The following is a 25,816-nucleotide window of genomic DNA, read 5'->3' on the forward strand; positions in this document are numbered from 1 at the left end:
TATACAATTAATAGCTCTTTATTTTTCAAAAAAAATATATGTATTATTTAGATAAACACTCAATAATAGGTTTATTTGTCTATCTAGTGGATAAATATATAATAATATAAAATTTATATATACATATCAAAATTAGAGGTGATGCTTTTTGAAAAACACTTTATTAGCAATTATAAAAAAATTGAGTCCACTTTTTTACACATTAGCAATTTTACTATTAATACCCATAATTTTTATATTTTTTTATAAAGAGTACGATATGCTAAGTTCTTTTATTATTCCATCAATACTATCTTTATTACTTGGCGTTTTTTCCCAGTACATTTCAAAAAACAATCATAAACCATTTACTGCTACAACTGGTATGCTACTTTGCACTTTTGCATGGATATTATTATCTATTGTTGGTGCAATCCCTTTTATGATTGGATTAAACGAATCATTTGTTAATAGTTTTTTTGAAGCTGTATCAGGTTTTACTACAACTGGAATTACAGTTTTTACTGGTCTTGATAAAATGCCCTATTCGATTCTTTTTTGGAGAGCTTTAATTCAGTGGCTTGGCGGACTTGGAATTTTAACATTTTTCTTGCTTATAACTTTTAAAAGCGAAGGCGATTTATGGCATTTATTTTCTGCGGAAGGTCATAAAATTGATTCAGCTAGGCCTGTACCAAATGTATTTAAAACAGTAAAAATTTTATGGTCACTTTATATTTTTTACACATTACTAGAAACAGTTCTACTTTTCATTGCTGGTTTGTCACCATATGAAGCATTTATTCATTCCTTAACATCGCTTTCAACTGGCGGATTTTCCAATCACGATGCAAGTGTTGGTTACTATAAAATAGCCGGATTTAAACATTACAGAGCCATTGAATATATAATTACAATTTTTATGTTTTTAGGTGGCGTTAATTTTTTAATGCACTATAATTTATTTAAATTAAAATTAAAAAATATTAAACGAGATTTAGAAACAAGATCATATCTAAATTTTGTACTTGGCTTTACTTTATTAATATTAATTGGAATATTTGTTAATGGAAATTTGAATTTGGCTAACTTTGAGGAAAGTTTTAGAAAAACTATATTTCAAGTCGTTTCTCTTATTACCACAACTGGATTTGGAACAGAAGATATTGGAAGCGCTTTTTTCCCAGCTATCGCTAAGCAACTATTTATTTTACTTATGATAATTGGTGGATGTGTTGGTTCTACTGCTGGTGGAGTAAAAGTTATAAGAATTGTACTTCTTAGAAAATTACTAAAGCGTGAAGTACGAAAAGTTCACCTCCCTAGTAGTGCTATCTTACCTGTAACTGCAAAAGGCACCATAGTTAGCAGAGATGAAATCTTTAAAGTTTCTGCACTACTTTTTGCATGGGTTGTACTTATTTTTATAGGTGCTGGTATAACTGCTCTTTTTTCTGACCTTGGTCCATTTGAAGCTTTCTCAGGAATGGCCTCTGCTGTAGGTAATATCGGACCTTTTTACTTTAGTGTAGATAAAATGATTTCACTTTCTCCAGTTATTAAATATACTTATATTATAGGTATGTTAGCTGGAAGACTTGAACTTTTACCTTTACTAGTTGTTTTTAATAGAAAATCTTGGTTGTAAGTAAATAAATTATTCATTAGGAGGCTTATATGTTTATATTAATTGCTGGTGGCGGAATTGTAGGAAGAAATATTACAAAAAGTTTAGCTAAAAATCATGATATCGTTGTTATTGATAAAGATGAAAAAAACTGCGAAATAATCGCTTCAAAATATGGTGCAGTAGCAATAAATGGCGATGCAACTAATATAAGAACTTTAAAAGACGCAGGAATTGAAAAGGCTGATTATGCTCTTGGAGTTATGAGATATGACGCGCAAAATTTACTTTTTTCACTACTTGCAAAGAATTTTAATATCAAAAATATTTTTGTTAGGATGAGAGATCCTGAATATAAAGAAGCTTATGAAATCGCTGGTGCAACTAATATTGCTCACACAGTAGATATGATGACTAAAAAATTTATCTATGATATCGAAAATCCTGAAATTAGAACAGTAGCTTCACTTAGAAATGGAAGAGCCGATATTTCTATAATAACGATACCTAAAAAATCTTGGGTTTTTGGAAAAAGTATTTCTGAAATTACTAAGATGAGAAATTTTCCTAAAGAAATTGTTGTTGCTGGTATTTTTAATCAAGACCTTGATAAATTTATTGTACCTAGAGGCGACACAATTGTTGAAAAAAATTGCCAAATTTTCATAGTAGGAAAAAAAGAGAATATAAAGAATGCATATGAAATTTTAGTAAAATAAGACTCATTATTTAAAAACTAAGTAAGATTTAATAGACCTTTATAGAGTAATGGAGTAAGATTTAATAAATCTTACTCCATTACTACTTAGATTCTATTTTAATATTCAAATTCAGTGTATTTTAATTTAATTTGACTCATATCTATTTTCATATTTTCTAAATAATGTTTAACTAAGTCTCCATCAAAATCAACATGAAAACCTACTTTTTTATACACGTCATTTGTAAAATATCTTATCACTGAAAGTATCGCAGTTGGTGCAGTTTGACCTAACCCACAAAGAGATGCAATTTTCATAGTATTGCTAATTCTTTCTATTCTAATAACTTCTTCTTCAGTAATAGTTCCATCATTTAGCTTTAGTAATAGTTGTTTTAACTGTATATTTCCTTCTCTACAAGGAGTACATTTTCCACATGATTCATGAACAAAAAATTTCTGAACACCAAGTAAAAATTCAACTACATTGTTTGTTTCATCACCAACAGTAATAGCTCCTGAACCAATTGGAAGTCCATATGCCGATGTATTTTCATAAGTTATTGGAGTATTTAATATATATTTTTGCATAATTGGACCCGATACTCCACCTAATTGTAAAAATTTAAAAGGACTATCTGATTTCATTCCGCCACCAATGGTATATATAACATCATAAAAAGTTACACCAAATGGAACTTCATACATTCCAGGATTTTTTATGTTACCAGATAAACTTATTAACTTTGTTCCTTTACTCTCACTTGTACCATAATTTGCGTATTCTTCACTTCCATATCTCAAAATAGCTGTAACGTAGCTAAATGTTTCAACGTTATTAACCATTGTTGGAACTTGCATAAAACCTTTTGTTCCTATTCTTGGTGGTTTATTTCTTGGTCTTCCAGATTTACCTTCCATCGATTCAATTAATGCTGAGCCTTCACCACATATATAAGCACCTGCCCCAGTATATAATTCTATATCAAAAGAATAATCTGTTCCAAGTACACTTTCTCCTAATACACCTTCATTTCTTGCATTTTCTATACATTTTGCTACTTTATCTTGAATGTTTGGATATTCTTCTCTAATATAAATATAGCCCTTTACTGATCCAATTGTAATGCCTGCTATAATCATGCCTTCAAGAACGCTATATGGATCTTTATCAAGTAACTCTCTATCTTTAAAAGTACCCGGCTCGCCTTCATCAGCATTACATAAAATATACTTATCCTTAGCAATTCTTTTTTTGCCCATATCCCATTTTTTCCACGTAGGGTATGCAGCTCCACCTCTACCTCTAAGTCCTGTTTCTTTTAATTCACTAATTACAAAATCGGGCCCTTTTTCTATAAGTTTTTTTAAACCTGAAAAGCCACCTATTTCAATATATTTTTTTATATTTAATCCATCATACTTATTAAAATTATCAGTGACAAATGAAACTGTTTTATTCATTTAAATCACCCCTTAATTCATTAATAATTTTTGAAATTTTTTCCTTATCTAAATTTCCATATACTTTTTTTCCAATTCTCATAGCTGGTGCTCTATCACACGCTCCAAAACATGCTACGTATTCTAAAGTAAATAAATTATCTTTAGTTGTACCACCCATTTCAATATTTAATTCTTTTTCAAGCTCATCTTTTGCAATGTAATTTTTGCTTAATCTACATACTGTAGAATCACATAATTGAATAATATATTTTCCTTTTGGCTCAGTATTGATTGCAGAAAAAAAAGTAGTGACTTCATGTATTTGGCTTAATGGTACTTTTAACTTCTCTGAAAGATTAATTATATCTTCTTTAGAAACATAATTTTGTTCACTATTTTCTTGAATTTCAAGTAAAATCTTCAGTAATTTTGTTTTATCAAAATTATGTTTTTGAATCAACTCATCTATATACTTATTATTATTTTTCACACTAACCTCCGTTCAAGCTAAGATATCTCTTTAATTATATTTTACCAATATTATTTAAACATTCATAGCATAGTTAAATAAAAAACAATCTATTTTTTACCTATTTATAAAAAAATTTAACCCAGACTAAATACTTATTAATCTGGGTTACAAAGTTATTTTATTTTTTGTACTTCAAGATACCTAAAACACGAAGTAATATGATCATTAACTATACCCGTCGCTTGCATATGCGCATAACATATAGTTGGACCAAAAAATTTAAATCCTCGTTTTTTTAAATCTTTTGAAATTCTTTCACTTAATTTAGTCTTAGCAGGAATATCTTCTGTTTTTTCAAAAGAATTAACAATAGGTTTATATTGGGTATAACTCCAAATAAACTTTGAAAAACTACCAAATTCTTTTTGCAATTCAATAAAAAGATTAGCATTATTTATTGAAGCTTCAATTTTTTTCCTATTTCTTACAATGCCTTTATTATTCATTAATTCATTTATTTTTGTTTCATCATATTTGCTCACTTTTTCAACATCAAAATTACTGTAGGCTTTTCTATAATTTTCTCTTTTATTTAGTATTGTATTCCAACTTAAGCCTGCCTGCGCTGATTCTAATACTAAAAATTCAAATTGTACTTTATCATCATATACAGGAACTCCCCATTCTGTATCGTGATAATCAATGTATAATTGATTAACTTCACTCCAATCACATCTCTTCATAATACACCCACTCTTATTAATTAATTTTTTCAATTATACCATAATCATATTCGTCTACTTTTATTTCATTTATAAATTTTTTATAATAGTAATTCCCTACAATTAATCCAACAATAATGCTAATTATTAAAAATACTAAAGAATACATTACAATATTCGTTTTATTAATAATTATAATATTTTCTGGAGTTAATACAAAAACAAGTTCTAATAGTGCATAATACTCAATTATATAAAAAATGAGAATGAAAATAAATTTTGATTCTTTATTAACATCAAAATCATATAGTTTAACTTTATTCATAATAATCCACTTGTAGTTACTTTGAACAAAGTAAACCAAAGACAATAAAACAAATGGAATTGCAAATATAGTAACTACATCATTAAAATTAATTAATTTTCCTAAAAATAACATTTTGAAAATATTAACTAAAAAAATCACTGTTGAAGTTATAAAAGTCGTTGGAATAAATTCCCTTTTCATATGACTTCTATATCCAATTTTATGATTAAATCCATTTTTTGAAAAGTAAAACATAAGATCACCCATTCAATATTTAATAATACTTTACATTAATTATATTTCATTCATTTGTAATTGTAAACAACAACTTACAAATAAACAATTATATTTTAATAATTTAACATAATCTTAACAATTTAATTTATCTAATCTGTTAAAATAAATTGATTATATAGAGAACCTTTTGGTTTATATTAAAAACAATAGGGTATTTTATTATTAAATGATAATAACGGGAGGAAAAAAAGTGGGTTTTCAAATTGCTGTTGGGGTAATCGGAGGGCTTGGTCTATTTCTATTTGGTATGCAAATGATGGGAAATGGACTTCAAAAGGCTGCTGGTAAAAAATTAGAAAGAATTATTGAAATTCTTACAAGCAACAAATTCATTGGAGTTATTGTAGGTATTTTCGTTACAGGTATTATTCAAAGCTCAAGTGCAACTACAGTTATGGTTGTAGGATTTGTAAATGCTGGTGTTATGAAACTTTCACAAGCTGTTGGCGTAATTATGGGGGCTAATGTAGGTACTACTGTAACAGGTCAACTTGTTTCATTTAAATTAGAACATTATGCACCTTTAGCTGTTGGTATTGGTATGCTATTTTGGATGACAAGTAAAAAAGATAATGTCAAACAAATTGCTGAGATTTTTATTGGACTTGGAATTTTGTTTATCGGAATGGAATTCTTAAAAGACGCTTTAAAACCGCTTAGAGGAATACAAGCTTTTAACGATATTATGATAAGTTTTGGACATCATCCTGTTCTTGGAGTACTAATTGGATTTTTATTAACTTTAACTGTACAAAGTTCTAGTGCATCTATTGGAATGTTAATTGCACTTGCATCACAAGGAGCACTTCCACTAGCTGCTGCAATGCCAATTTTATATGGTGACAATATCGGAACATGTACTACAGCGTTAATTTCAAGTATTGGAGCTTCAAGAAACGCAAAAAGAGCTGCTATTATTCATTTGATTTTTAACTTAATTGGTACTATGCTATTCATTTTTGTATTCACAAAACCAATTATGGCTCTAGTACAATCATGGGACCCGAATGATGTTGCAAGACAAATCGCAAATACTCATACAATCTTTAATATATCAAACGTTTTAATTCAACTTCCATTCTCTTTTATGTTAATTAAAATAGTTATGTGGTTAGTTCCTGAAAGAGAAGATGAAAAAATTAGAACTACTACAACAAAATATATTGACAAAAGACTTCTTGCTACTCCTTCAATAGCATTAAGTAATTCTATTAGAGAAACTCTTCACATGGGTAATGTTGTTAAAAAATCGTATAAAACGTCCTTAGATAGTTTCTTCAACCTTGATAAAAAAGCAGTAATGGAAACTTTTAAGCTCGAAAAAGAAATAAATAAGCTTGAAAAAGATATTACAGATTATTTGGTAGAAGTATCAAATTGTGATATTTCTGATTTAGATAGAAAAATCATAGACGGTCTTTTCAATAGTGTCAATGATATAGAAAGAATTGGAGACCATGCTGATAATATTGCTGAACTTTCACTTGCCGCAATAGAAAATAAATTAGTTTTCTCTAAAAAAGGTGTAGAAGAACTTAAAGTTATGTATGAAATGGCTATGACTGCTTACGAAAATACACTTGAAGCAATCAAAACAGGTAAAACTGATAGAGTATTAAGTATAATCGAAATTGAAGAAAAAGTTGATCAACTTGAACTTAGAGCTCGTGAAGGTCATATAAGAAGACTTAACCACAATGAATGTTCTTCAGAGTCTGGAATAATATTCTTAGATATTATTAGCAATATCGAAAGAATATCAGACCTTTCAGCTAATATTGCAAAATTTGTTTTATCTATTTCTACTACTTCATAAATGAATTTCTATATAGAAAAAATGTAGAATAGAAGGAAATTATAAAATACTAAAAGCTAAGTATCAATAATGATACTTAGCTTTTTTAACAATCTATTCCTTCTCTTGATAAAACACCTTCACTATAATAATGCTTAACTTCTGTCATTTCAGTAACTAAATCGGCAAACTCATATAATTCTTTTGGACAATATCTACCAGTAAGTATTAATTCAGTTGATTGGCATTTACTTTCTATTAAATTAATAATCTGATCTTTTGAAATCATTTTATAAAAGTATGCTATAAATATTTCATCTAATACTATCAAGTCAAATTTACAGCTTTTTAAAGCATTAAGAGCATAATTATATCCAAGTAAAGCACGTTTGAAATCATCTTCAAGCGGCTCACTATCAATAAAACATTCCACTCCATACTGTTCTATTTTAAGATTAGTAAATGTATTTTCAAGTTTTGTTTCAGAATACTTCATTCCCTTAATAAATTGCCCAACATATACTTTTTTATCAATCATAATTGACCTTAAAACAACTCCAAATGCTGCTGTTGTTTTTCCTTTTCCATTCCCAGTATAAATATGTGTATAACCTTTACTCATATATTTCACCCCTTAATTATTTCTCAGATACAGTATATCAAATTATTATTTAAAAAAATATATAATCCCTTTTTTAGTTTTTTACAAAAAAATAGAGCATAAGCTCCATTTTTTATTCTAGGGGGACTAGAATAATAACTTAAAAATTAATAAATTTAAATTATTTTATATTGTTTTTTCAATAAAACTTGCAATTTTAATAAGAATATCTTCAGAAAATTTTCTTGAAATCACAGTAGCACCTATTGGTTCACCGTTATTTCTAAATCCCATAGGAATTGAAATTGCAGGAAATAGTGCACAGGAATATACTCTTGAAGCATAATTAGAAATTGTTACTATTGCATCAACTTTATTAAGTGCATCTTCAAGAACTTTTGTACTTAGTTTTGTATTTTCTTTTTTTATATTCTCATACAAATTTTTAGAAATATTATTATTTTGTGATTTTTCTAGTATATCCAATCCGTAAGGTGCAAACTTTTTTTTATTTTCGGTATATTTTTTTATTATTTTATCTAAAGATAAATCACTTTTAACTTCTTCTTTTTTTAAATAATCATTTATTCCTATTTTAAATTCATATAACATTAAATCCATTAAATTAATATTATAATTTTCTTCAGAAAATCCTATTTTTTCAATTACTATATCTTCATTTAAAAATAATTTTTTTATATTATCTAATAGTAATTGATCTTCTTCTCTATATTCATTTTTAATAAATTCATCTTCTAAAAAACCAATTTTCAAATTTTTAATTGGTTTATTAATAAATTTAGTATAATCCTTTACATAATATTTATTAGCTTTCTTATCTCTTTCATCGTAAGCACATATTACATTTAATACTTTAGCTAAATCCTTAATATTTTTTGCCATAGGACCTGCAGTATCTTGATTTTCTGATATTGGAATAATTAAATCTCTACTTACTAAACCTACAGTTGGTTTAAGCGCAAATATATTATTTTGACTTGCAGGATATATTAATGAGCCTGAAGTTTCTGTTCCTATAGATATAGGCGATAAATTTGCTGCAACTGCAACCGCACTTCCAGAACTAGACCCACCTACATCAAAATTTCCATAAGGGTTTTTAGTTTGTCCTCCAAGTGAAGAATATCCATTTGATGAATCAAAAGTCATAAAATTTGCCCATTCGCTCATATTTGCTTTACCAATTATTATAGCTCCAGCTTCTCTAAGTTTGACAGTTAAAAATGAATCCCTACTAACATATGAATTTTTTAAGAGAATAGACCCTGCTGTATTTGGCATATCATCTTTTGTTGCAATATTGTCCTTAAGTACTATAGGTACGCCATATAAAGGCATTTTATTTATATTGCTTTCTTTTAAACTATTTGCTACTTCTAGTGCAAAAGGATTTATAGATATGATAGCATTTAATTTTTTTTGATCTATAATTCTCTTTATATAAAAAATAACAATTTCTCTAGGTGTTACAAGCTTCTTCTCATATAGGTTAATTATATTATCAATGCTAACTTTTTCTACAAGTTTACTAATCATATTATATCTAAGCAAGCTCATACTTTGAATTTCTTTTTCATAAATTTCAGCATTTAATGGCTTATTTAAGTAGCCTTGCTTTGGATTTATATATTGTTTATTAATTTGATCTTTTAGATACTTATCTACTTCAGGATTTAAGTCAAACTTCATATAATATCACTACCTCATAGTTACTATTTATTAAAAATATGACATGAAACAAAATGGCCTTTAGATACTTCAATTAGTTTTGGCTCTTTATCCATGCAAACACTTTCAGCATAATTACATCTATTTGCAAATCTACAATTTTCTTTAGGATTTATTGGTGAAGTTATTTCACCCTTTAAAATAATCATTTCATCATCATTATCAAGTGTTGGTCTAGGAATTGCAGAAAGTAAAGCTTTTGTATAAGGATGAATTGGATTATCAAATAAATCTTTAGCTGGTGCTTTTTCAACTAATTTTCCTAAATACATAACTGCAATATCATCAGAAAAATGATTTACAACTGATAAATCATGCGTAATAAAAACATATGTTAAAGCTAATTTTTTTTGCAAATCTTTAAGCAAATTAAGTATTTGTGCTTGTATAGAAACATCAAGTGCTGATACAGGTTCATCACAAATAATAAATTTTGTGTCTAGTGCAAGGGCTCTTGCTATGCCAATTCTCTGCCTTCTACCTCCATCAAGTTCATGTGGATAAGTATTCATAAGACGTCTTGAAAGGCCTACTAAATCCATTAGTTCAAGTACTCTATCAAATCTTTTCTTTTTATCAATTATTAGTTTATTTAATTTAATAGGTTCTTCAATTATTTCACTTACGGTCATTCTGGGATCTAAAGAAGAAAATGGATCTTGAAATATTATTTGCATTTCTTTTCTAAGTTCTCTCATTTTACTTGCAGATAAATTTCTAATATTATTTCCTTTATAAATTATTTCTCCGTCAGTAGCTTCAAGAAGTCTTAATATTACTCTACCTGTAGTAGATTTTCCACATCCTGATTCTCCAACTAAGCCTAATGTTTTGCCTTTTTCTATAGAAAAATTAATATCATCTACAGCGTGTAAAGTACCTTTAGGAGTATCAAAATACTTCTTTAAATTTTTTACTTCTAAAATTATATCTGGCATTTTAATTCCCCCCTTATTTTAATTTATCTAACTTAAAATCCTTATTTTCCTTATATAAATGACATTCAACAAAATGAGTGTCTGAAAATTTTACTTTAACTGGCTTTATAGTTTTACACATATCCATAGCATAGTCACATCTATCACAAAATGAACATCCTTTTGGAAGATTATATGGATCAGACATTAAGCCTCTAATTGGTTTTAATTCAGCTTTTCTATCGTCAATATTGGGAATAGAATTAAATAATCCTTCTGTATAAGGGTGTTTAGTATTATTAAATATATCAACCAAGGTTCCTTGTTCCACTATTCTTCCAGCATACATTATCGCAACATCATCACAAACTTTTGCCACAACTCCAAGATCATGTGTAATCATAAGCATTGCCATTTTAAATTTTAATTTTAAATCTTTCATAAGTTTTAGAACTTGTGCCTGTATTGTAACATCAAGTGCTGTTGTAGGTTCATCAGCTAAAAGTAATTTTGGACTACATGAAAGTGCAATTGCAATAATTACTCTCTGTTTCATACCACCAGAAAACTGATGAGGATATTCGCCCATTCTTTCTCCAGGAATACCTACAAGTTCAAGCATTTCTTTTGCTTTCTTATTAGCTTCTTCATTTGAAACACTTTGATGAATACTAATTGCTTCTGAAATCTGATCTCCTACTGTAATTACAGGATTAAGTGCTGTCATAGGATCTTGAAAAATCATTGAAGCAACTTCACCTCTAATCTTTTCCATATCTTTTTCAGAAGTTTCCATTAAATTAATTCCATCTAAAATAATACTACCTGAAACTACTTTTCCAGGTGGATTCGGTATCAATTTTAAAATAGAAAGTGCAGTTGTTGTTTTACCCGCTCCTGTTTCTCCTACAAGCCCAAGTGTTTTTCCTTTTTCAAGATTTATATTAATTCCATTTACTGCTTCAACTATACCATCATCAGTTATATATTGAATTACTAAATCATTTATTTCTAGTACTTTATCATTCATGAACTCCCTCCACTATTTCAATTTAGGATCTAGTGCATCTCTAAGACCATCACCAATCAAATTAAGAGATAAAACAGTTAGAACTATTGCAAGTCCTGGGTATAAAACTATATACATATTATCTCTTATATAGGCTCTACCACCAGCTAACATACTTCCCCATTCTGGTGTTGGAGGTTGAACTCCTAGACCAATAAAACTAAGTGAAGCTGTTGCCATAATTGCGGTAGCAACTTTAAGTGTAGCATAAACAATTATTGGTGCCATTGAATTTGGAAGAACATGCTTTAAAATTATAGTATGATCTCTTGCACCAATAGCCCTTGCGGCTTCAATAAATTCTTGATCTTTTACACTAAGAACTGCAGCCCTAACTACCCTAGCAAAACCCGGAATATTTGATATTCCTACTGCTATCATTAAATTAAGTATACTCGCTCCAAGTGCTGCAACGATTGTAATGGCAAGTAAAATTGTTGGTATAGCAAGAAGAACATCAAGCACACGCATAATTACATTATCAATTTTTCCACCATAATATCCCGCGATTGAGCCTAAAAATCCCCCAAAAGAAAGTGCAATAGTAACTGATATTACTCCTACAAAAAGTGATATTCTAGTTCCATACACTATCCTTGCAAAAATATCTCTACCGAATTCATCAGTACCGAACCAATGTTCCATACTTGGCATTTCAAGCCTTGAGTGAAAATTCATCTTAAGTGCACCATTATTGTAATCAGCAATTAATGGTGCAAAAATAGCTAAACATATAAATAAAAATATTAATATTAGTCCAAGTACTGCAGTCTTACTTCTTCTTAGTCTTCGCCATACATCACGCATTTGACTACGTTTTTTCGTATTAAAGAGTTGACTAGAATTTGATTTTTCTAAAGTATTTTCCATAATATTCAACCCCCTAATTATAATTTGCTTTTATTCTAGGATCAATATAAGCATAAAGAATATCAATTAATAAATTCACTAAACTAAAAGCAAGTGCAAACACTATTACACAGCCCAAAACCATTGGTGTATCTTTTCTTTGAATTGATTCAACCATAAGTCTTCCAATACCCGGCCATGAAAAAACTGTTTCTGTAAGTACTGCTCCACCTAAAAGAACTCCAAATTCAAGCCCTATTACAGTTATAGCAGGAATAAGAGCATTTTTCAAAGCGTGCTTTCTAATAACTTTAGACCTACTAACACCTTTTGCTTTAGCAGTATTAATATAATCTTGCCTAATCACTTCAAGCATTGATGAACGTGTAGTTCTTGTTATACTTGCAGTCGAAGCTATTGCTAAAGTAAAGGCAGGAAGAATTAAGCTTTTAATTCCAGACATTCCGCCTGATGGAAACCAACCTAAATTTAATGAAAATGCAATTATAAGTATTAATCCAGTCCAAAACGATGGCATTGATATCCCTACTAAGGCAAAAATCATACCGAAATTATCAAAAATAGAATATTGCCTCGTGGCTGAAATTACTCCAATTGGTATTGATATTAATACTGATAAAATTATAGCCGTAATTGTTAATTTAAATGTATTAGGAAAACGTTCCCCTATTTCACTTGCAACAGACTTTCCTGTAGAATAAGAAATGCCCATATCACCAGTAACTAACTTTTCTACATAAACTGCATATTGAATTATAACTGGCTTATCAAGCCCCATATCATGACGCAATTCCACAATTGCCTCTTTAGTTGCACCATTACCAAGTATCATAGATGCTGCATCTCCAGGAGTTAAACTAATAATAAAATATACTAAAAATGTAACACCTATCATAACTGGTAAAAGCATTAAGAGCCTTCTAAAAATATATTTTGACATAATGCCTCCAATTCTAAAATATTTACTAAATACATAATTAATTTTATGAGATGAATTAATCATCTCATAAAATTAATATAATTCACACTAAAAATGAATTTTTTCTATATTCCAAAGACCTTGTGGACTTAATTCTACATCTTTTAAATTTGCATTTGCGCCTGTTACATTATTTTTAACAAATAACGGAACTATTGGAGCTTGATCCATAATATAAGTATGAAGTTCATTATATATCTTAATTCTTTTGTCTATATCAAGTTCTTTTCTAGCTGATTCAATTAATTGGTCAACTTTTGGATTATTAATTCTTGAGAAGTTCATTCCACCAATATTTCCTGAATAATATAATGGAGTTAATGTTGAGTCTGGATCAGGATTTGAGCTCCATCCAAGTACTAAAGTTTGCTCTTCACCCTTCATAAGAAGGTCAATATAAGTTCCCCACTCGTACATTTCAATCGTTGATTTTACTCCAATATCCATTAGATTAGCTTGTATTACTTCAGCAATTCTCTTTCTCTCATCACCTGAAGCCCAAATTGTCATTTCAAAACCATCTGGGTATCCAGCTTCTTTAAGTAGACTCTTAGCTTTTTCAGGATCATAACTATAATCAGAAGCTTTATAACCAAGCATTGAAGGTGCTAAAACAGATTTTGCAGGAGTACCTGCACCATCAATTGCAACAGCCATTATAGCATCTTTATCGATTGCATAGTTCATGGCTTGTCTTACTTTTTGATTATCAAAAGGTTTTTTTTCATTATTCATTGCAAAGAAATCTACTCTTGTTGAAGGAGTTTCATATAATTTAAGATCAGAATTTTCTTTTACTTTTTTAATATCAATAGTCTGTAGTTCATCAACTATATCAACTTCACCAGTTTCAAGAGCAATAGTTCTTGAAGTTCCTTCTGGAATGATTTTAAATACAATTTTAGACATTTGACCCATATTATTTTCATCAAAATAATTATCATTTCTTTCTAAAACAACTTTATCTCCTGAATCCCAAGAAACAAATTTATATGGACCAGAACCAATTGGATTTTTAAAATTATCATCCGATTCAACATATGCTTTTGGTAAAATTGAAGTTCCTGCGTGCACTAAAGTATATAAAAATGGAGCAAATGCAGTTTTAGTTGTAATTTTAACAGTATATTTATCTACTATTTCAACTGATTTCACTTCACTTAAAACATGTTTAACTTTTGGCATAGTCATTGATCTTTCCAAACTAAATTTAACATCCTCAGAAGTCATTTCACTTCCATCACTAAATTTTACACCCTCTTTAATCTTAATAATCCACTCAGTATCTGACGCTTGACTCCAAGTATCAGCTAGATCAGGTACAACTTTAAAATCAGTATCTAATCTAAAAAGTCTGTTAAAAAGTAAAAATGATACTCTCTCTGATTTAGTGTCATTATGACCTTGTGGATCTAATGATGTAATATCTGCACTAAGTGCAATCGTAAGTACATCTTTTTTAGGCTCCTCTTTAGATGCTTCATCTGTTTTTGTATCTGCTGGTGCTACTTTAACATCCTCTGTTTTCTTAGTTTCACTAGATGTATTATTCGTAGCTGAACATCCTGAAAATGCTGAAACTATTAAAACTAAAACCACTAATAACGATAATACTTTTTTCATTTTTTTTCCCCCTTTTTTTCTATATTAAAAGATCAACTTTTAATAGCTATAAAAATTTCTTGCAAAATCGCATATTACTTTTTCTAAAATTGTTAGCGAAGTAATATCTACATATTCATTTTCTCCATGCCAAAATTCTCCTACAGGACCGAATTCAATCGCTGGTATTCCCTTTTCAGCGAAGAATCTAGCATCTGACCCACCGTGCTGTCCAACTAATTCTATTTTTTTATCGGGTAAAAACCTAAGTATAGATTTTTTTAACTCTCCAATATTTTTATCCTTAGGATCAACATAAACACCTGGTTCAACAGCTTTAACAATTACTTTGCCTTCAATTACATCATTTATATTTTCTAGTATTTCTCCTGGATCCAAATTTGGAACATATCTTATATCTAGTCCCATTACAGCCTTGTCAGGAACCCTATTGTATATATCGCCTCCATTAATTTTAGCCAAATTAATAGAAGATTTTTTATAAAGAGTTGAAGAAATATTTAGTATATTTAGTTTTTCAATTTTTAAAAAATTATCATATGATTTTAGTATTGCATTTTCGCCTTCCCACGGTCTAGAACCATGTGCAGAAACTCCAAATGATTCAATATCAATTCGAATAATTCCTTTTGACTGAATAGATAATTCTAAATTAGTAGGTTCAGTGCATATTACAAAGTCACCAACATAGCCTTTTTCCACCAAATTTTTTGTACAATTTATTCCTCCAGTTTCTTCGTCACTTACAAGTTGCAGCATAATTTTTGAATTTAATTTTTCTTTATTTAATTTAATCAAAGCTTTCATTATTACAAAGCATCCACTCTTCATATCAGCTGAACCTCTTGCAAATAATTTTTCTCCTATAATTTTAGGTTTAAATTGATCTTTAGATGCTGACACTACATCTAAATGTCCATTTAAAACCAAGGTTTTTTCTCCTGATCCTATTAGAGAAACTAGACTTTTATAACCATTATTAACAATAATTTGACTTTCTATACCATTATTAAGCAAATATTCATTTGCATATTCTATAGCTAAATTTGCATTTTCTTTTATAGAAGTATCTATTTCTAATAGTTTTATAAGGATTTCATCAACTGCCACTAGCTAACACCTCCTTTCAAATATTTGTCAAACCAATTTAATATTTCATTATATCTATGCTTTTTATTTTGGGGTTTCCCTTTTATAGATAAACTATGGTCTTCGTTTTCAAAAAGACAAATTTTTGTTTCAATTCCAAAATAGTTTAAAGCGTTATACATTGATAAAGATTCCGTATAACTACATCTACAATCATTTTTACCATGAATAAACATCGTAGGAGTTTTAACTTTATTAGCATAGGTAAGCGGAGAAGATTCCATGTAAATTTTTGAATTGGTCCACGGTGTTTCATTATTACCCATATATTCATATATATAATTATATCCAATATCAGATGTCATAAAAGAGTGAGTCAAATCGCTAATACTTCTTTCAGAAACTGCAACTTTAAATCTATTTGTTTTTGTAATAATATAATTCGTCATATAACCACCATAGGATCCACCTGTAAGACCAAGTAATTCCTGATTTATCTGATTATTATTATTTATTACTTCATCCACAAATTTCATTAATTGTTTATAAGGCAAATCAGCATATTTACCTCTAATATTCGAAAATTCATCACCAAATCCATCACTACCCATTGGATTTGAGTAGAAGACATAATATCCATTTGAAGCAAATAACTGAACATCAAATGAAAAAATATCAGAATATATCATCTTTGGCCCACCATGAATCATAAGAATACCAGGATAAGTCTTGTTTTTTTCTATTTCAGTTGGTGGAAATACGAATCCATTTATTTCTATATCATTATGCTTAAATATTAATTGTTTTGGCTTAGAGAGTTTATATTTATTTAGCCATGAATTATGATTAGTTATTCTTTTAAGTTTCTTATCCTTATATAAATATAATTCTAATAAATCAAGATCTTTTAAACCAATAATTAATATTCCTTTTTCAAGTACACAATAGCTATTTATAACTTTAAGCCCAGTATCAATCATTTTATTATTACCGAACATATCAATTTCATTAATTTTTTCTCTATCTCTATCCACTCTTAAACTATAGAATTTATTATTTTTTTTATAGACAGAGTTTGAAGTAGTAAAGAAACTATCAGCAACAACACTTGGCTTTTCGTTGCTTAAATCAATGTATTTTCCTAATCTTTCACATTCATTACTTTGTAAATCAACGCTATATATTTGTTGATTATCATTTCTACTTTTTTTTCTTAAATCAACTCCTGTAAAAATTACTTTTTTTGAATTCATTGACTTAATATATCCAATATTAAAATTCCCTTTTGTATATATTTTTAAATCGTCATTTTTTAAATTATATATATATATATCTGTGGCAATATTCTTTAAATTAGATACTTTATAAGCACTAAACATAATTCTTTTATTAATAAAATCAAAATCAATTTTATCAATATCTAAATCTAAAGAAGTAATTAAATTTATTTTTTTACCATTCTCATCAGCATTAAATAAAGCTTTTACTTCCTTACCTACAAATCCTCTACCTTCAACAAAAGAAGGTGTAGTAAAACTATATTTAAAATCTTCAGATTTATTTTGACTCTGAATTATCGCAGTAAAATAAATATTTTTATTGCTAATGGAATAGTCCTTAACAACAAATGGAATAGTAAATTCTTTTATTACTTGTTGACTACTGATAAGATATTTATAAAATTTCGAACTATCTATAAAATCAACTTTAAAATAAATAAAGTCATTGTCAATAAAAAAATCATCTGCTTCAAAATCTAAAATTATTTTTTTAAGACTTAAATCTTTCAAATTAATTAAATATACTTCTCTTTTATATTTATTTAAATTCATATCATGCGAATATGTAAAATATAATCCAAAACTTTCATCATTATTAATTTTTAAATTAGTGATAATTTTATTTTTCAAAAAATCATCAGATTTAATTTCTCTTTGCATTTTACCACCTCAGCATAATATATATGCAATTACTATGCCAAATATTACAATAAGCACATATTTAAACATTTTTCTTTGCATATACATTTTTTTTATTATAAAATTGTAATATCAAAATTATTTCCTTACACTTTAGTTAGGATTTTTTCAAATTTAAAAATTCATTTATCGTAATTTTGGAGGTTTTATGAATAAAATAGCAATAGTAATAGACTCTGAATATAAACATAATCGTAGAAGCTTACTTGATAAACTTATTAAAGAAAACCTAAATTCAATTTTTGGACAAAAAATAAAGATTACAAACTATTATATTGATAAGTTAGTTAAGGGCGACTTAATCAAAGATGATTTAGTACTTGTAATGGCCGGAAGTAGAGTTTTAAAAATTAAAAACTTCGTAAACGATACTAATAATATAGTTGTAATAAAAAGAACTTTTTTAAAAAAAGGAATAAACCAACTTTTTCAAATTCCAAACGATTCTGACGTGTTAGTTGTAAATGATGATATTGAAACAGTACTTAATTCAATTTCGTCTCTTTATCAAATTGGTATTAAACACGTAAATTTAATACCTTATGAAAAAGATAAAGATTACCATAAAATTAAATATGCAATAACTCCTTCTGAAAATGAACTTGTGCCTAATTACATTAAAAACATCTATGATGTTGGCAATAGAATGGTTGATGTTTCAACTATTCTATTGATTATGAGTAAACTTAATATTAATGATAAAGTAACACAACAAAACCTATACAATTACTATCAAAATCTTTTTAGTTCAAATAACGCTATTACAGAAAATTTTAATAATCTATTATTTAGAACTGAAGAGATTGATAATCTACTTGATCTTTCACACGATGGAATATTGCTTACTGATAAAGACGGAAAAATATTAATTTGTAATGCTAAATTTAAAGAGATTTTTAATATAAATGAAAATATAGTGTCGACTTACCTTCATCAAATAATTGAAAATATTGATTTCTCAAAGTATTACTCTAATAGTTTTCATGATGGATTAATATATTTTAAAAACAAATATATCAACCTTGAAAAAAAGAATATAACTTATTTTAATAGTGAGTTTAGAATGTACTTCAGCTTTCAAGAAGTTACTTATATAAAAAAACTCGAACAAAATCTTTCACATAAACTTCGTCAAAAAGGGCAAATAGCAAAATATACTTTTAAAGATATTATTACACAATCAGATAAAATGAATGAAATAATCAAAAATAGTAAAAAAATTGCAAAAACTGATTTGACTGTCTTGATTACTGGTGAAAGTGGGACTGGAAAAGAAGTCTTAGCTCAGGCAATCCACAATTATTCCAATCGTAAAAAACAACCTTTTATTGCTATAAATGTCGCATCAATTCCTGATTCTTTACTTGAAAGTGAACTTTTTGGATATACAAAAGGATCATTTACAGGAGCACTAAACGAAGGAAAAAAAGGGATATTTGAAAGAGCAAATAGTGGAACGCTTTTTTTAGATGAAATTGGTGATATGCCAAAACATTTACAATCAAAGTTATTAAGAGTTCTTCAAGAAAAGCAGGTCATTCCAATAGGTTCTGAAAATGTCATTGAAATTGATGTAAGAATCATAGCTGCTACACATAAAAACCCAATAATTATGATTAAAGAAGGTAATTTTAGAAAAGATTTATTTTATAGATTAAATGTTTTTCCCCTTGAATTACCTCCGCTTAAAGACAGAAACGAGGACGTAAAACTTCTCCTTAATCATTTTACAAATAACAAGTTTGAATTTTCAAAAGAATGCTTAAAACATTTGCTAAATTACAATTGGCCTGGCAACATAAGAGAACTTTGTAATATAGCTATGTATATATCTACACTTGAAGAAAAACAAGTAGTTGAAACTACATCACTTCCAAATTATTTAACTGCACTTAATTTTGATGAAAATATTAAAGCTGAAAATATATTTGCAAAAGAAATTACAATAATTAAAGAACTTTCTAATTATAATTTATCAAAAGAAATACTCAAGTCTATAAAAATCCTAAATGAAATAGATAAAACTGCTGGTAGAAAGCATTTATTAAACTATTTAGAAAATAGAAAAATAAAAGTATCAGAGAATACATTAAAAAAATCTTTAAAAGCATTAAGTAAAAGCAAACTCATATTTTCAAAAAAAGGTAGAAGTGGAAACTATATAAATGAAAAAGGCAATTCTTTTTTAGAATATACAAAAGAATTACTTTAAAAAAATAAATAGACATATATTTTTTGAATTTAACAATATAAAGCTAATAAAATATATAAACAGGATAAAATACAGGATAAAACGAATTGATTCAATCCTATTTTTTATCCTGTATTTTTGTTTTAGTTTATTAAAATAAGTTAAAATACTTATAAAAACAAATATTTTTTTATTCGTTTTTCTTACAAAATTCTATAAATTTTCTTTCAATCAATGGCTTTTCAAAACAATAGCCTTGTACACAATTAGATTTAGTATTTTTTAAAAATTCAAGTTGTTTTTTTGTTTCAACGCCTTCAACAACAGATTCAATTCCAAGTTCATCAAAAAATATAAGAACTCCTTCAATAAATCTATTTTCATAATTATCAATAAAGGTTTTATCTATTTTAACTTCATCAATATTAAAATTCATGATACTAGAAAGAGATGAATATCCAGTTCCAAAATCGTCAAGAGCAATTCTAAAGCCACTTCGCCTTAAATTTTCTATTGTTAATAAAGCTTGTCCATTATTTTCTAAAAAAATACTTTCTGTAATTTCTATTTCAACGGATCTTGGATTAACATCATATTTTTTTACTATACTAGTCAAAAAATCACAATAATCAGTTTCTTTAAGCTCAATTGGCGATGCATTAATGGACGCAATCAACTCTTTTTTGCCAAGTTTTTTATAAAACTTAATTGTACTTTCTATAACAAACCTACCTATATCTATTATTTTACCTATTTCTTCTGCTATCGTTATAAGTTCGAAAGTTGATACATTTTCTTTTTCAGAATTTTTCCATCTTAATAAAGCTTCAAAGCCACGAAGTCTTTTTGACTCCTTTGTATAAAATTGTGGTTGATAGCACATATAAAATTCATTTTTTTCTAAGGCTATATTAATTGAAGCTTCAATGTTCATTCTTCTAACTAACTCTTTTTTCATATTCATATCAAAAAACTTATATTTATTTTTACCAATTTTTTTTGAAATTTGCATGGCAGAATCTGCATACATTAATAGTTCTTCAAAATTAATAGAATTTTCTGAAAATACCGAAACACCAAAACTACACGTAAGATAAAATCTATTATTTTCTAGAAAAACTACTTCACTTAATTTACTAGAAATTTTAACTATTAGTTCTTTAATTTCCTCCTTTGTTTTTTTATCTGAAATAATATATACAAATTCATCACCATTAAATCTCGTTAGCATATCATTTTTTAAAACAAATTTATTTAGTCTTTTAGAAATAATTACAAGTAATTTGTCACCTGTTAGATGTCCAAACGTATCATTTATATATTTAAAATTATCTATATTCAACATAATAATAAAAAACATTTTATTTTTTTCTAATATAGAATTTATATTATTATAAAGATAATTCTTATTAGGCAAACCAGTAAGAACATCAAAATATGCTAATTCACTTATTTTTTTTTCGTTTTTTTCTATAACAGAAATTTTACTTTTTAATTCTTCATTTATCTTTACTTGGTCAGTGATATCTTTTGTAACACCTATTAATTTTGATGGTTTAGAAAATTCATCATATTCAAGTTTCGCAATTGAATGAATATATCTTAACTCTCCATCACTAATTCGATATATTCTAAATTTTACATCATAAGGAATACCCTTATTAAGTAGATTAGGAATAGCTTCGTCTACAAATGAATCTTCAGGATGTCTTGATTTTTGAACTAAATCAAGTGGAAGTACTGAAGATTTTCTTTCAATACCATATATTTCAAATGCACCTTTTGATGCCCAAATTGACATACTATTAAAATCTAACTCCCAGTTTCCTGTTTTAGACATTTTTTGAGAAACAAATAATCTATTTTCATATTTTTTTAGTTCAGCCTTTGCTGACTCTATATCATCAAATGAAAGAATAAGTAAATCACATTCCGTCTTACTTGCTTTAATAATAAATGCTTGGTCTAATTTTTCTATATAAGCTTCAACTAAAATAGAACCCTTAAGCGAATACACTGTAATAAATGTATCTATATATTCCCTTGTAATATCAAATTGGGAAAGTTTTTCGCCAATGATATTTTTTCTTTCTTCTTTAATTAATTCTATGAATTTTAAATTAGTATCGATTACTACAAAATCTACTATTATGCCATCTGCATATATAGGTTTTACTAATAAATACCCACATAATAAATTTTCTTTAAACACTATAAAATTTTTATTTTTTATTAGATCTTTCATAAAACCACCAACTTTATTATTAAAGTTCACAGTAAAGTAAAACTAAATTCTACTATTACAATTAAAGTTCTTACTTTATAATTATACCTATAAATTAATAAATTAAACAGAAGTAGTCAAATTAATTGATTACTTCTATTAAATGTTAAGTCACAATTTAATTATAAGAATATGATTTTAACTAGAGGTCTAATTAACAATTTTACTAAATTCATCAATTTCTTTTTCAATTTCTTTTAACGAACTTGACCAAAATTCTTTTGAAGTAACATCTATATTCATAAGTTTTGCTACACTCTCTATATCAAGTTTACCTGTATTTTTAAGCATAATATTATAGTTTTTAACAAATTCATCTTTATCACTTAAATACAAGCTATAAAGACCTTTAGAAAACAGTAGTCCAAAAGCATAAGGAAAATTATAAAAATTTCTTTCACTATAGTAATAATGTGGTTTATTCATCCACATATATGGATGTAATGACTCATGATTAAGTGCATCACCATAAGCCTTTTTCTGAGCATCTAACATATACTTCTTTAATTCATCTACTGAAAGAGCGTGATCTCTTCTTGTTTCAAATAAATTAGTTTCAAAAATAAATCTTGAATATATATCTACAATTACTTGTCCATATCCTTGGAGTGAAGCTTCTAATATTGTTAGTTTTTCATCTTTACCTGCTTTTTCAAGTGCTGATTTTTTTACAATAGTTTCGCAAAATATTGAAGCAGTTTCAGCGAGTGGCATAGGATAACTAGTGTTTAATATATTTTCTTCAAATATATTTTGCCCATGAAAGCCATGACCTAATTCATGTGCTAAAGTTACCGCATTATTTAAAGATCCTGTAAAATTAACTAAAATTCTACTTTCATTTATAGCTTTTATATTACTACAAAATGCTCCGCCAACTTTTCCTTTCTTAGGTAGAATATCAATCCAATTTTTTTCAAAAGCATTTCTTGCAAAATCCCCAAGTTCATTGCTAAAAGAAGAAAAATTATCAACTACAATCGATTTTGCTTCTTCTATACTTATTTTACCCTTAGAACCACCCATTGGTGCAAATAAATCATAAAAAGGTAGTCCATTTTCATGTCCAAGTTTTTTTGCTTTTAATTTGTAGTATTCTCTTAGCTTAGGCAAAAATTCTTCTATCGAAGAAATAAGAGCATCTAACGTTTCTTTTTTCATTCTTGCATTAAATAAAGTTTCATATAAAGGCGACTCATAGCCTCTTTCTTTTGAAAGGGTAATAACTTCTCCTTTTATTGCATTTAAACAAGCAGCGGAGGCAACTTCATTAACTTTGTAAGCCTTTAACTCAGCATAATATGCATTTTTTCTAACTAGAGGATCTTTATCATAAGCTAAATTTCTAGCAGCTTGAAGTGGTAATTTCTCACCATCAATCTCTACAAGTAGTGATGAAGACAATTGACTTTGAAGAGTAGCAAAACTAGCTGAGCCTGTTTGCTTTAATTTAGAAATTAATACTTCTTCTTCTTTTGAAAGAAGATGCAATGAACCATTAAAAATTTCTAAAATGTGATACTCAAATTCTTCAAGAACTTTAGAACTATTAATTATTTCCTTAAGTTTATTTTCTCCTATATTTTTTAAATAATATGAAAACTCTACCATTGGTCCAGTTATATCACTATTCATTTTTTTAATTTTTTCAGCATATTTAAGTGCCGATGTATCACTAGTATTTACCGAAAAACTTAAAGATGAAAATGTAATCAGTTTACTTATTACTGTTCTATACTCACCAAAATGTTTAATATATCTTTCTAACACTTCTACACTTTTTAAATTACAAAATTCTTTTGAAAAAGTTTCAATTTCTTCAATCATTTTTTTTGCTTTATTTAAATCATCCAAAAACTCTTTTGATTCAAATGAACTATAAAGCTCTTTTAAACTCCAATTCATATAACAGCCTCCATTTTTTTATGCGTATAATTTTTTTTATACGTATATTATACCACTATTATATAAATTTTAATATAAATGTAGAATACACTACTTATATTTTTTCATAAAATTAACATCAATATAATTTTTAATTAAAAATGCAATTTTTCCATTAAATGTAATATTTTTATAATTTAAAATACCTGTCTTATTAGCTGAATAAATAATCGATAAAAACTCTTTTTTAGGTACAAATTCTTCTAATTCTTTACCATCTAAATATTTAAGTATATTATTATATAATATTTTTGATTCCTTTATTGCGTATACACCAACTTTTTTTAAGTTTTTATATTTATCAATAGAAATGCAATCTCCTGCTCCAAATAGAAAAGGATATTCATTTGATTGTAAAAAAATATTTACCTGTAAAAATCCTTTGATATCTGTTTTTAAATTTGATTTTTTATATAAATTACTTGAAGAAGAGCCTAAGGCCCAGAGTAAATATTCGTAAGGAATTTTTTCTTCTTCATTTGTTAGTATACAGTCTTTAAAAACTTCTTTAATTTTTTTATTTGCTAAGAAATTTATTTTATTTTCTCTAATTAATTTTTTCGATATTTTTTTAATTTTTTTATTTGATTTACTTAATATTTCAGAATTACTATCTAATATTGTAACTTCAACTACTTTATTTAATTTCTTAGATAGTGCTTTTAGAGAAAGTGCAATTTCAAACCCTGCTGCTCCTCCTCCTGCAACCAAAATATTTTTCCTTTTATCAATACCACTTATAAATTTTTCTCTTAAAGATTCTAAATTTTCGAGAGGTTTAATAACACTTGCATAATCTCTTACGCCCTTAATATCTAATCCATACATAATTGAACCCGTATTAACAGATATAATATCAAATTCAATTTTTTTGTCATCACTAAGCATAATGTATTTTTCATTTGCATTTATTTCAACAACTTTATTTTTGATAAATTTTATTTTTGAAACTTTACATATTTTTTCTATATCAAAACGGATTTCATCTTTGGAATATATGCCCTCTAAATAAGCTGCACTCATACCAGAATAAAATTGATATTTATATTCACTAACAAGTATTATATTAAGAAGACTATTAGGATTAAGACCAAATTCTTTTAACAAATATATATGTGAATGTCCTCCTCCAACTAAAACTAATGTTTTCTTTTTCATATTATCAACACCTTTCAA

20 protein-coding genes are annotated in these 25,816 nt (G+C 27.3%); 4 read left to right on the forward strand and 16 right to left on the reverse strand.

Annotated elements, in window-relative coordinates; translation table 11 throughout:
- Positions 1-148 precede the first annotated feature (148 nt).
- Together AACH12_RS10685 and AACH12_RS10690 are read left to right on the forward strand one after the other, a co-directional pair.
- Positions 149-1,627: a TrkH family potassium uptake protein gene (locus AACH12_RS10685; protein ID WP_338535402.1), complete on the forward strand. Its 1,479-nt coding sequence runs from the start codon at positions 149-151 to the stop codon at positions 1,625-1,627.
- A 29-nt stretch (positions 1,628-1,656) separates the two neighbouring features.
- Positions 1,657-2,325: a potassium channel family protein gene (locus tag AACH12_RS10690; protein WP_338535403.1), complete on the forward strand. Its 669-nt coding sequence runs from the start codon at positions 1,657-1,659 to the stop codon at positions 2,323-2,325.
- A gap of 98 nt (positions 2,326-2,423) precedes the next feature.
- Here AACH12_RS10690 and AACH12_RS10695 read toward each other — a convergent pair whose 3' ends face one another.
- The 4 genes from AACH12_RS10695 to AACH12_RS10710 form a co-directional block, all read right to left on the reverse strand.
- Positions 2,424-3,770: a complex I 51 kDa subunit family protein gene (locus AACH12_RS10695; RefSeq protein WP_338535404.1), complete on the reverse strand. Its 1,347-nt coding sequence runs from the start codon at positions 3,768-3,770 to the stop codon at positions 2,424-2,426.
- Positions 3,763-4,242 (reverse strand): NADH-quinone oxidoreductase subunit NuoE family protein, encoded by a 480-nt coding sequence (locus tag AACH12_RS10700; RefSeq protein WP_338535405.1) that lies wholly within the window; start codon positions 4,240-4,242, stop codon positions 3,763-3,765. Before AACH12_RS10700 ends, AACH12_RS10695 begins: the two co-directional genes overlap by 8 nt.
- 155 nt (positions 4,243-4,397) lie before the next feature.
- Complete coding sequence (locus AACH12_RS10705; protein WP_338535406.1) at positions 4,398-4,967, reverse strand: DNA-3-methyladenine glycosylase I; 570 nt, start codon at positions 4,965-4,967, stop codon at positions 4,398-4,400.
- A gap of 16 nt (positions 4,968-4,983) precedes the next feature.
- Positions 4,984-5,508, reverse strand: coding sequence for a hypothetical protein (locus AACH12_RS10710; RefSeq protein WP_338535407.1), 525 nt, complete (start codon positions 5,506-5,508; stop codon positions 4,984-4,986).
- A 232-nt stretch (positions 5,509-5,740) separates the two neighbouring features.
- Here AACH12_RS10710 and AACH12_RS10715 point away from each other — a divergent pair, with 232 nt between their 5' ends.
- Positions 5,741-7,366: a Na/Pi cotransporter family protein gene (locus AACH12_RS10715; protein WP_338535408.1), complete on the forward strand. Its 1,626-nt coding sequence runs from the start codon at positions 5,741-5,743 to the stop codon at positions 7,364-7,366.
- A gap of 85 nt (positions 7,367-7,451) precedes the next feature.
- Here the strand turns inward: AACH12_RS10715 and AACH12_RS10720 are convergent, their stop codons facing one another.
- From AACH12_RS10720 to AACH12_RS10760, 9 genes are all read right to left on the reverse strand, one after another.
- Positions 7,452-7,967: a cob(I)yrinic acid a,c-diamide adenosyltransferase gene (locus AACH12_RS10720; RefSeq protein WP_338535409.1), complete on the reverse strand. Its 516-nt coding sequence runs from the start codon at positions 7,965-7,967 to the stop codon at positions 7,452-7,454.
- Between the two features lie 165 nt (positions 7,968-8,132).
- Positions 8,133-9,656, reverse strand: a complete 1,524-nt coding sequence (locus AACH12_RS10725) for an amidase family protein (RefSeq protein ID WP_338535410.1) — start codon at positions 9,654-9,656, stop codon at positions 8,133-8,135.
- 23 nt (positions 9,657-9,679) lie between these two features.
- On the reverse strand, positions 9,680-10,633 hold the full coding sequence (locus AACH12_RS10730; RefSeq protein ID WP_338535411.1) for an ABC transporter ATP-binding protein: 954 nt from the start codon (positions 10,631-10,633) through the stop codon (positions 9,680-9,682).
- Positions 10,634-10,646: 13 nt separating this feature from the next.
- The gene (locus tag AACH12_RS10735) at positions 10,647-11,642 is read right to left on the reverse strand and encodes an ABC transporter ATP-binding protein (RefSeq protein ID WP_338535412.1); all 996 of its coding nucleotides are present in this window, start codon (positions 11,640-11,642) and stop codon (positions 10,647-10,649) included.
- 12 nt (positions 11,643-11,654) lie between these two features.
- Positions 11,655-12,551 carry an ABC transporter permease gene (locus AACH12_RS10740; RefSeq protein ID WP_338535413.1) on the reverse strand — a complete coding sequence of 299 codons (897 nt, stop codon included), beginning with the start codon at positions 12,549-12,551 and terminating at the stop codon, positions 11,655-11,657.
- Positions 12,552-12,564: 13 nt separating this feature from the next.
- The gene (locus AACH12_RS10745) at positions 12,565-13,491 is read right to left on the reverse strand and encodes an ABC transporter permease (RefSeq protein WP_338535414.1); all 927 of its coding nucleotides are present in this window, start codon (positions 13,489-13,491) and stop codon (positions 12,565-12,567) included.
- Positions 13,492-13,578: 87 nt separating this feature from the next.
- Entirely contained in the window at positions 13,579-15,153 is a 1,575-nt protein-coding gene (locus tag AACH12_RS10750) for an ABC transporter substrate-binding protein (RefSeq protein WP_338535415.1), read from the reverse strand.
- Between the two features lie 39 nt (positions 15,154-15,192).
- Positions 15,193-16,263, reverse strand: coding sequence for a M20 family metallopeptidase (locus AACH12_RS10755; protein ID WP_338535416.1), 1,071 nt, complete (start codon positions 16,261-16,263; stop codon positions 15,193-15,195).
- Entirely contained in the window at positions 16,263-18,182 is a 1,920-nt protein-coding gene (locus AACH12_RS10760; protein ID WP_338535417.1) for an alpha/beta hydrolase family protein, read from the reverse strand. Before AACH12_RS10760 ends, AACH12_RS10755 begins: the two co-directional genes overlap by 1 nt.
- Positions 18,183-18,369: 187 nt before the next feature.
- Between AACH12_RS10760 and AACH12_RS10765 the strand changes: the two genes are divergently transcribed.
- Complete coding sequence (locus AACH12_RS10765) at positions 18,370-20,433, forward strand: sigma 54-interacting transcriptional regulator (RefSeq protein ID WP_338535418.1); 2,064 nt, start codon at positions 18,370-18,372, stop codon at positions 20,431-20,433.
- 169 nt (positions 20,434-20,602) lie between these two features.
- Here AACH12_RS10765 and AACH12_RS10770 read toward each other — a convergent pair whose 3' ends face one another.
- The 3 genes from AACH12_RS10770 to AACH12_RS10780 all read right to left on the reverse strand — a co-directional run bounded on the left by AACH12_RS10770 (position 20,603) and on the right by AACH12_RS10780 (position 25,798).
- Entirely contained in the window at positions 20,603-22,657 is a 2,055-nt protein-coding gene (locus AACH12_RS10770) for a bifunctional diguanylate cyclase/phosphodiesterase (RefSeq protein WP_338535419.1), read from the reverse strand.
- A 189-nt stretch (positions 22,658-22,846) separates the two neighbouring features.
- Positions 22,847-24,601, reverse strand: coding sequence for a M3 family oligoendopeptidase (locus AACH12_RS10775; RefSeq protein WP_338535420.1), 1,755 nt, complete (start codon positions 24,599-24,601; stop codon positions 22,847-22,849).
- Positions 24,602-24,691: 90 nt separating this feature from the next.
- The gene (locus AACH12_RS10780; protein ID WP_338535421.1) at positions 24,692-25,798 is read right to left on the reverse strand and encodes an NAD(P)/FAD-dependent oxidoreductase; all 1,107 of its coding nucleotides are present in this window, start codon (positions 25,796-25,798) and stop codon (positions 24,692-24,694) included.
- Positions 25,799-25,816: the final 18 nt, after the last annotated feature.

The organism is Helicovermis profundi (genome assembly GCF_033097505.1).
Lineage (GTDB): Bacteria > Bacillota > Clostridia > Peptostreptococcales > Acidaminobacteraceae > Helicovermis > Helicovermis profundi.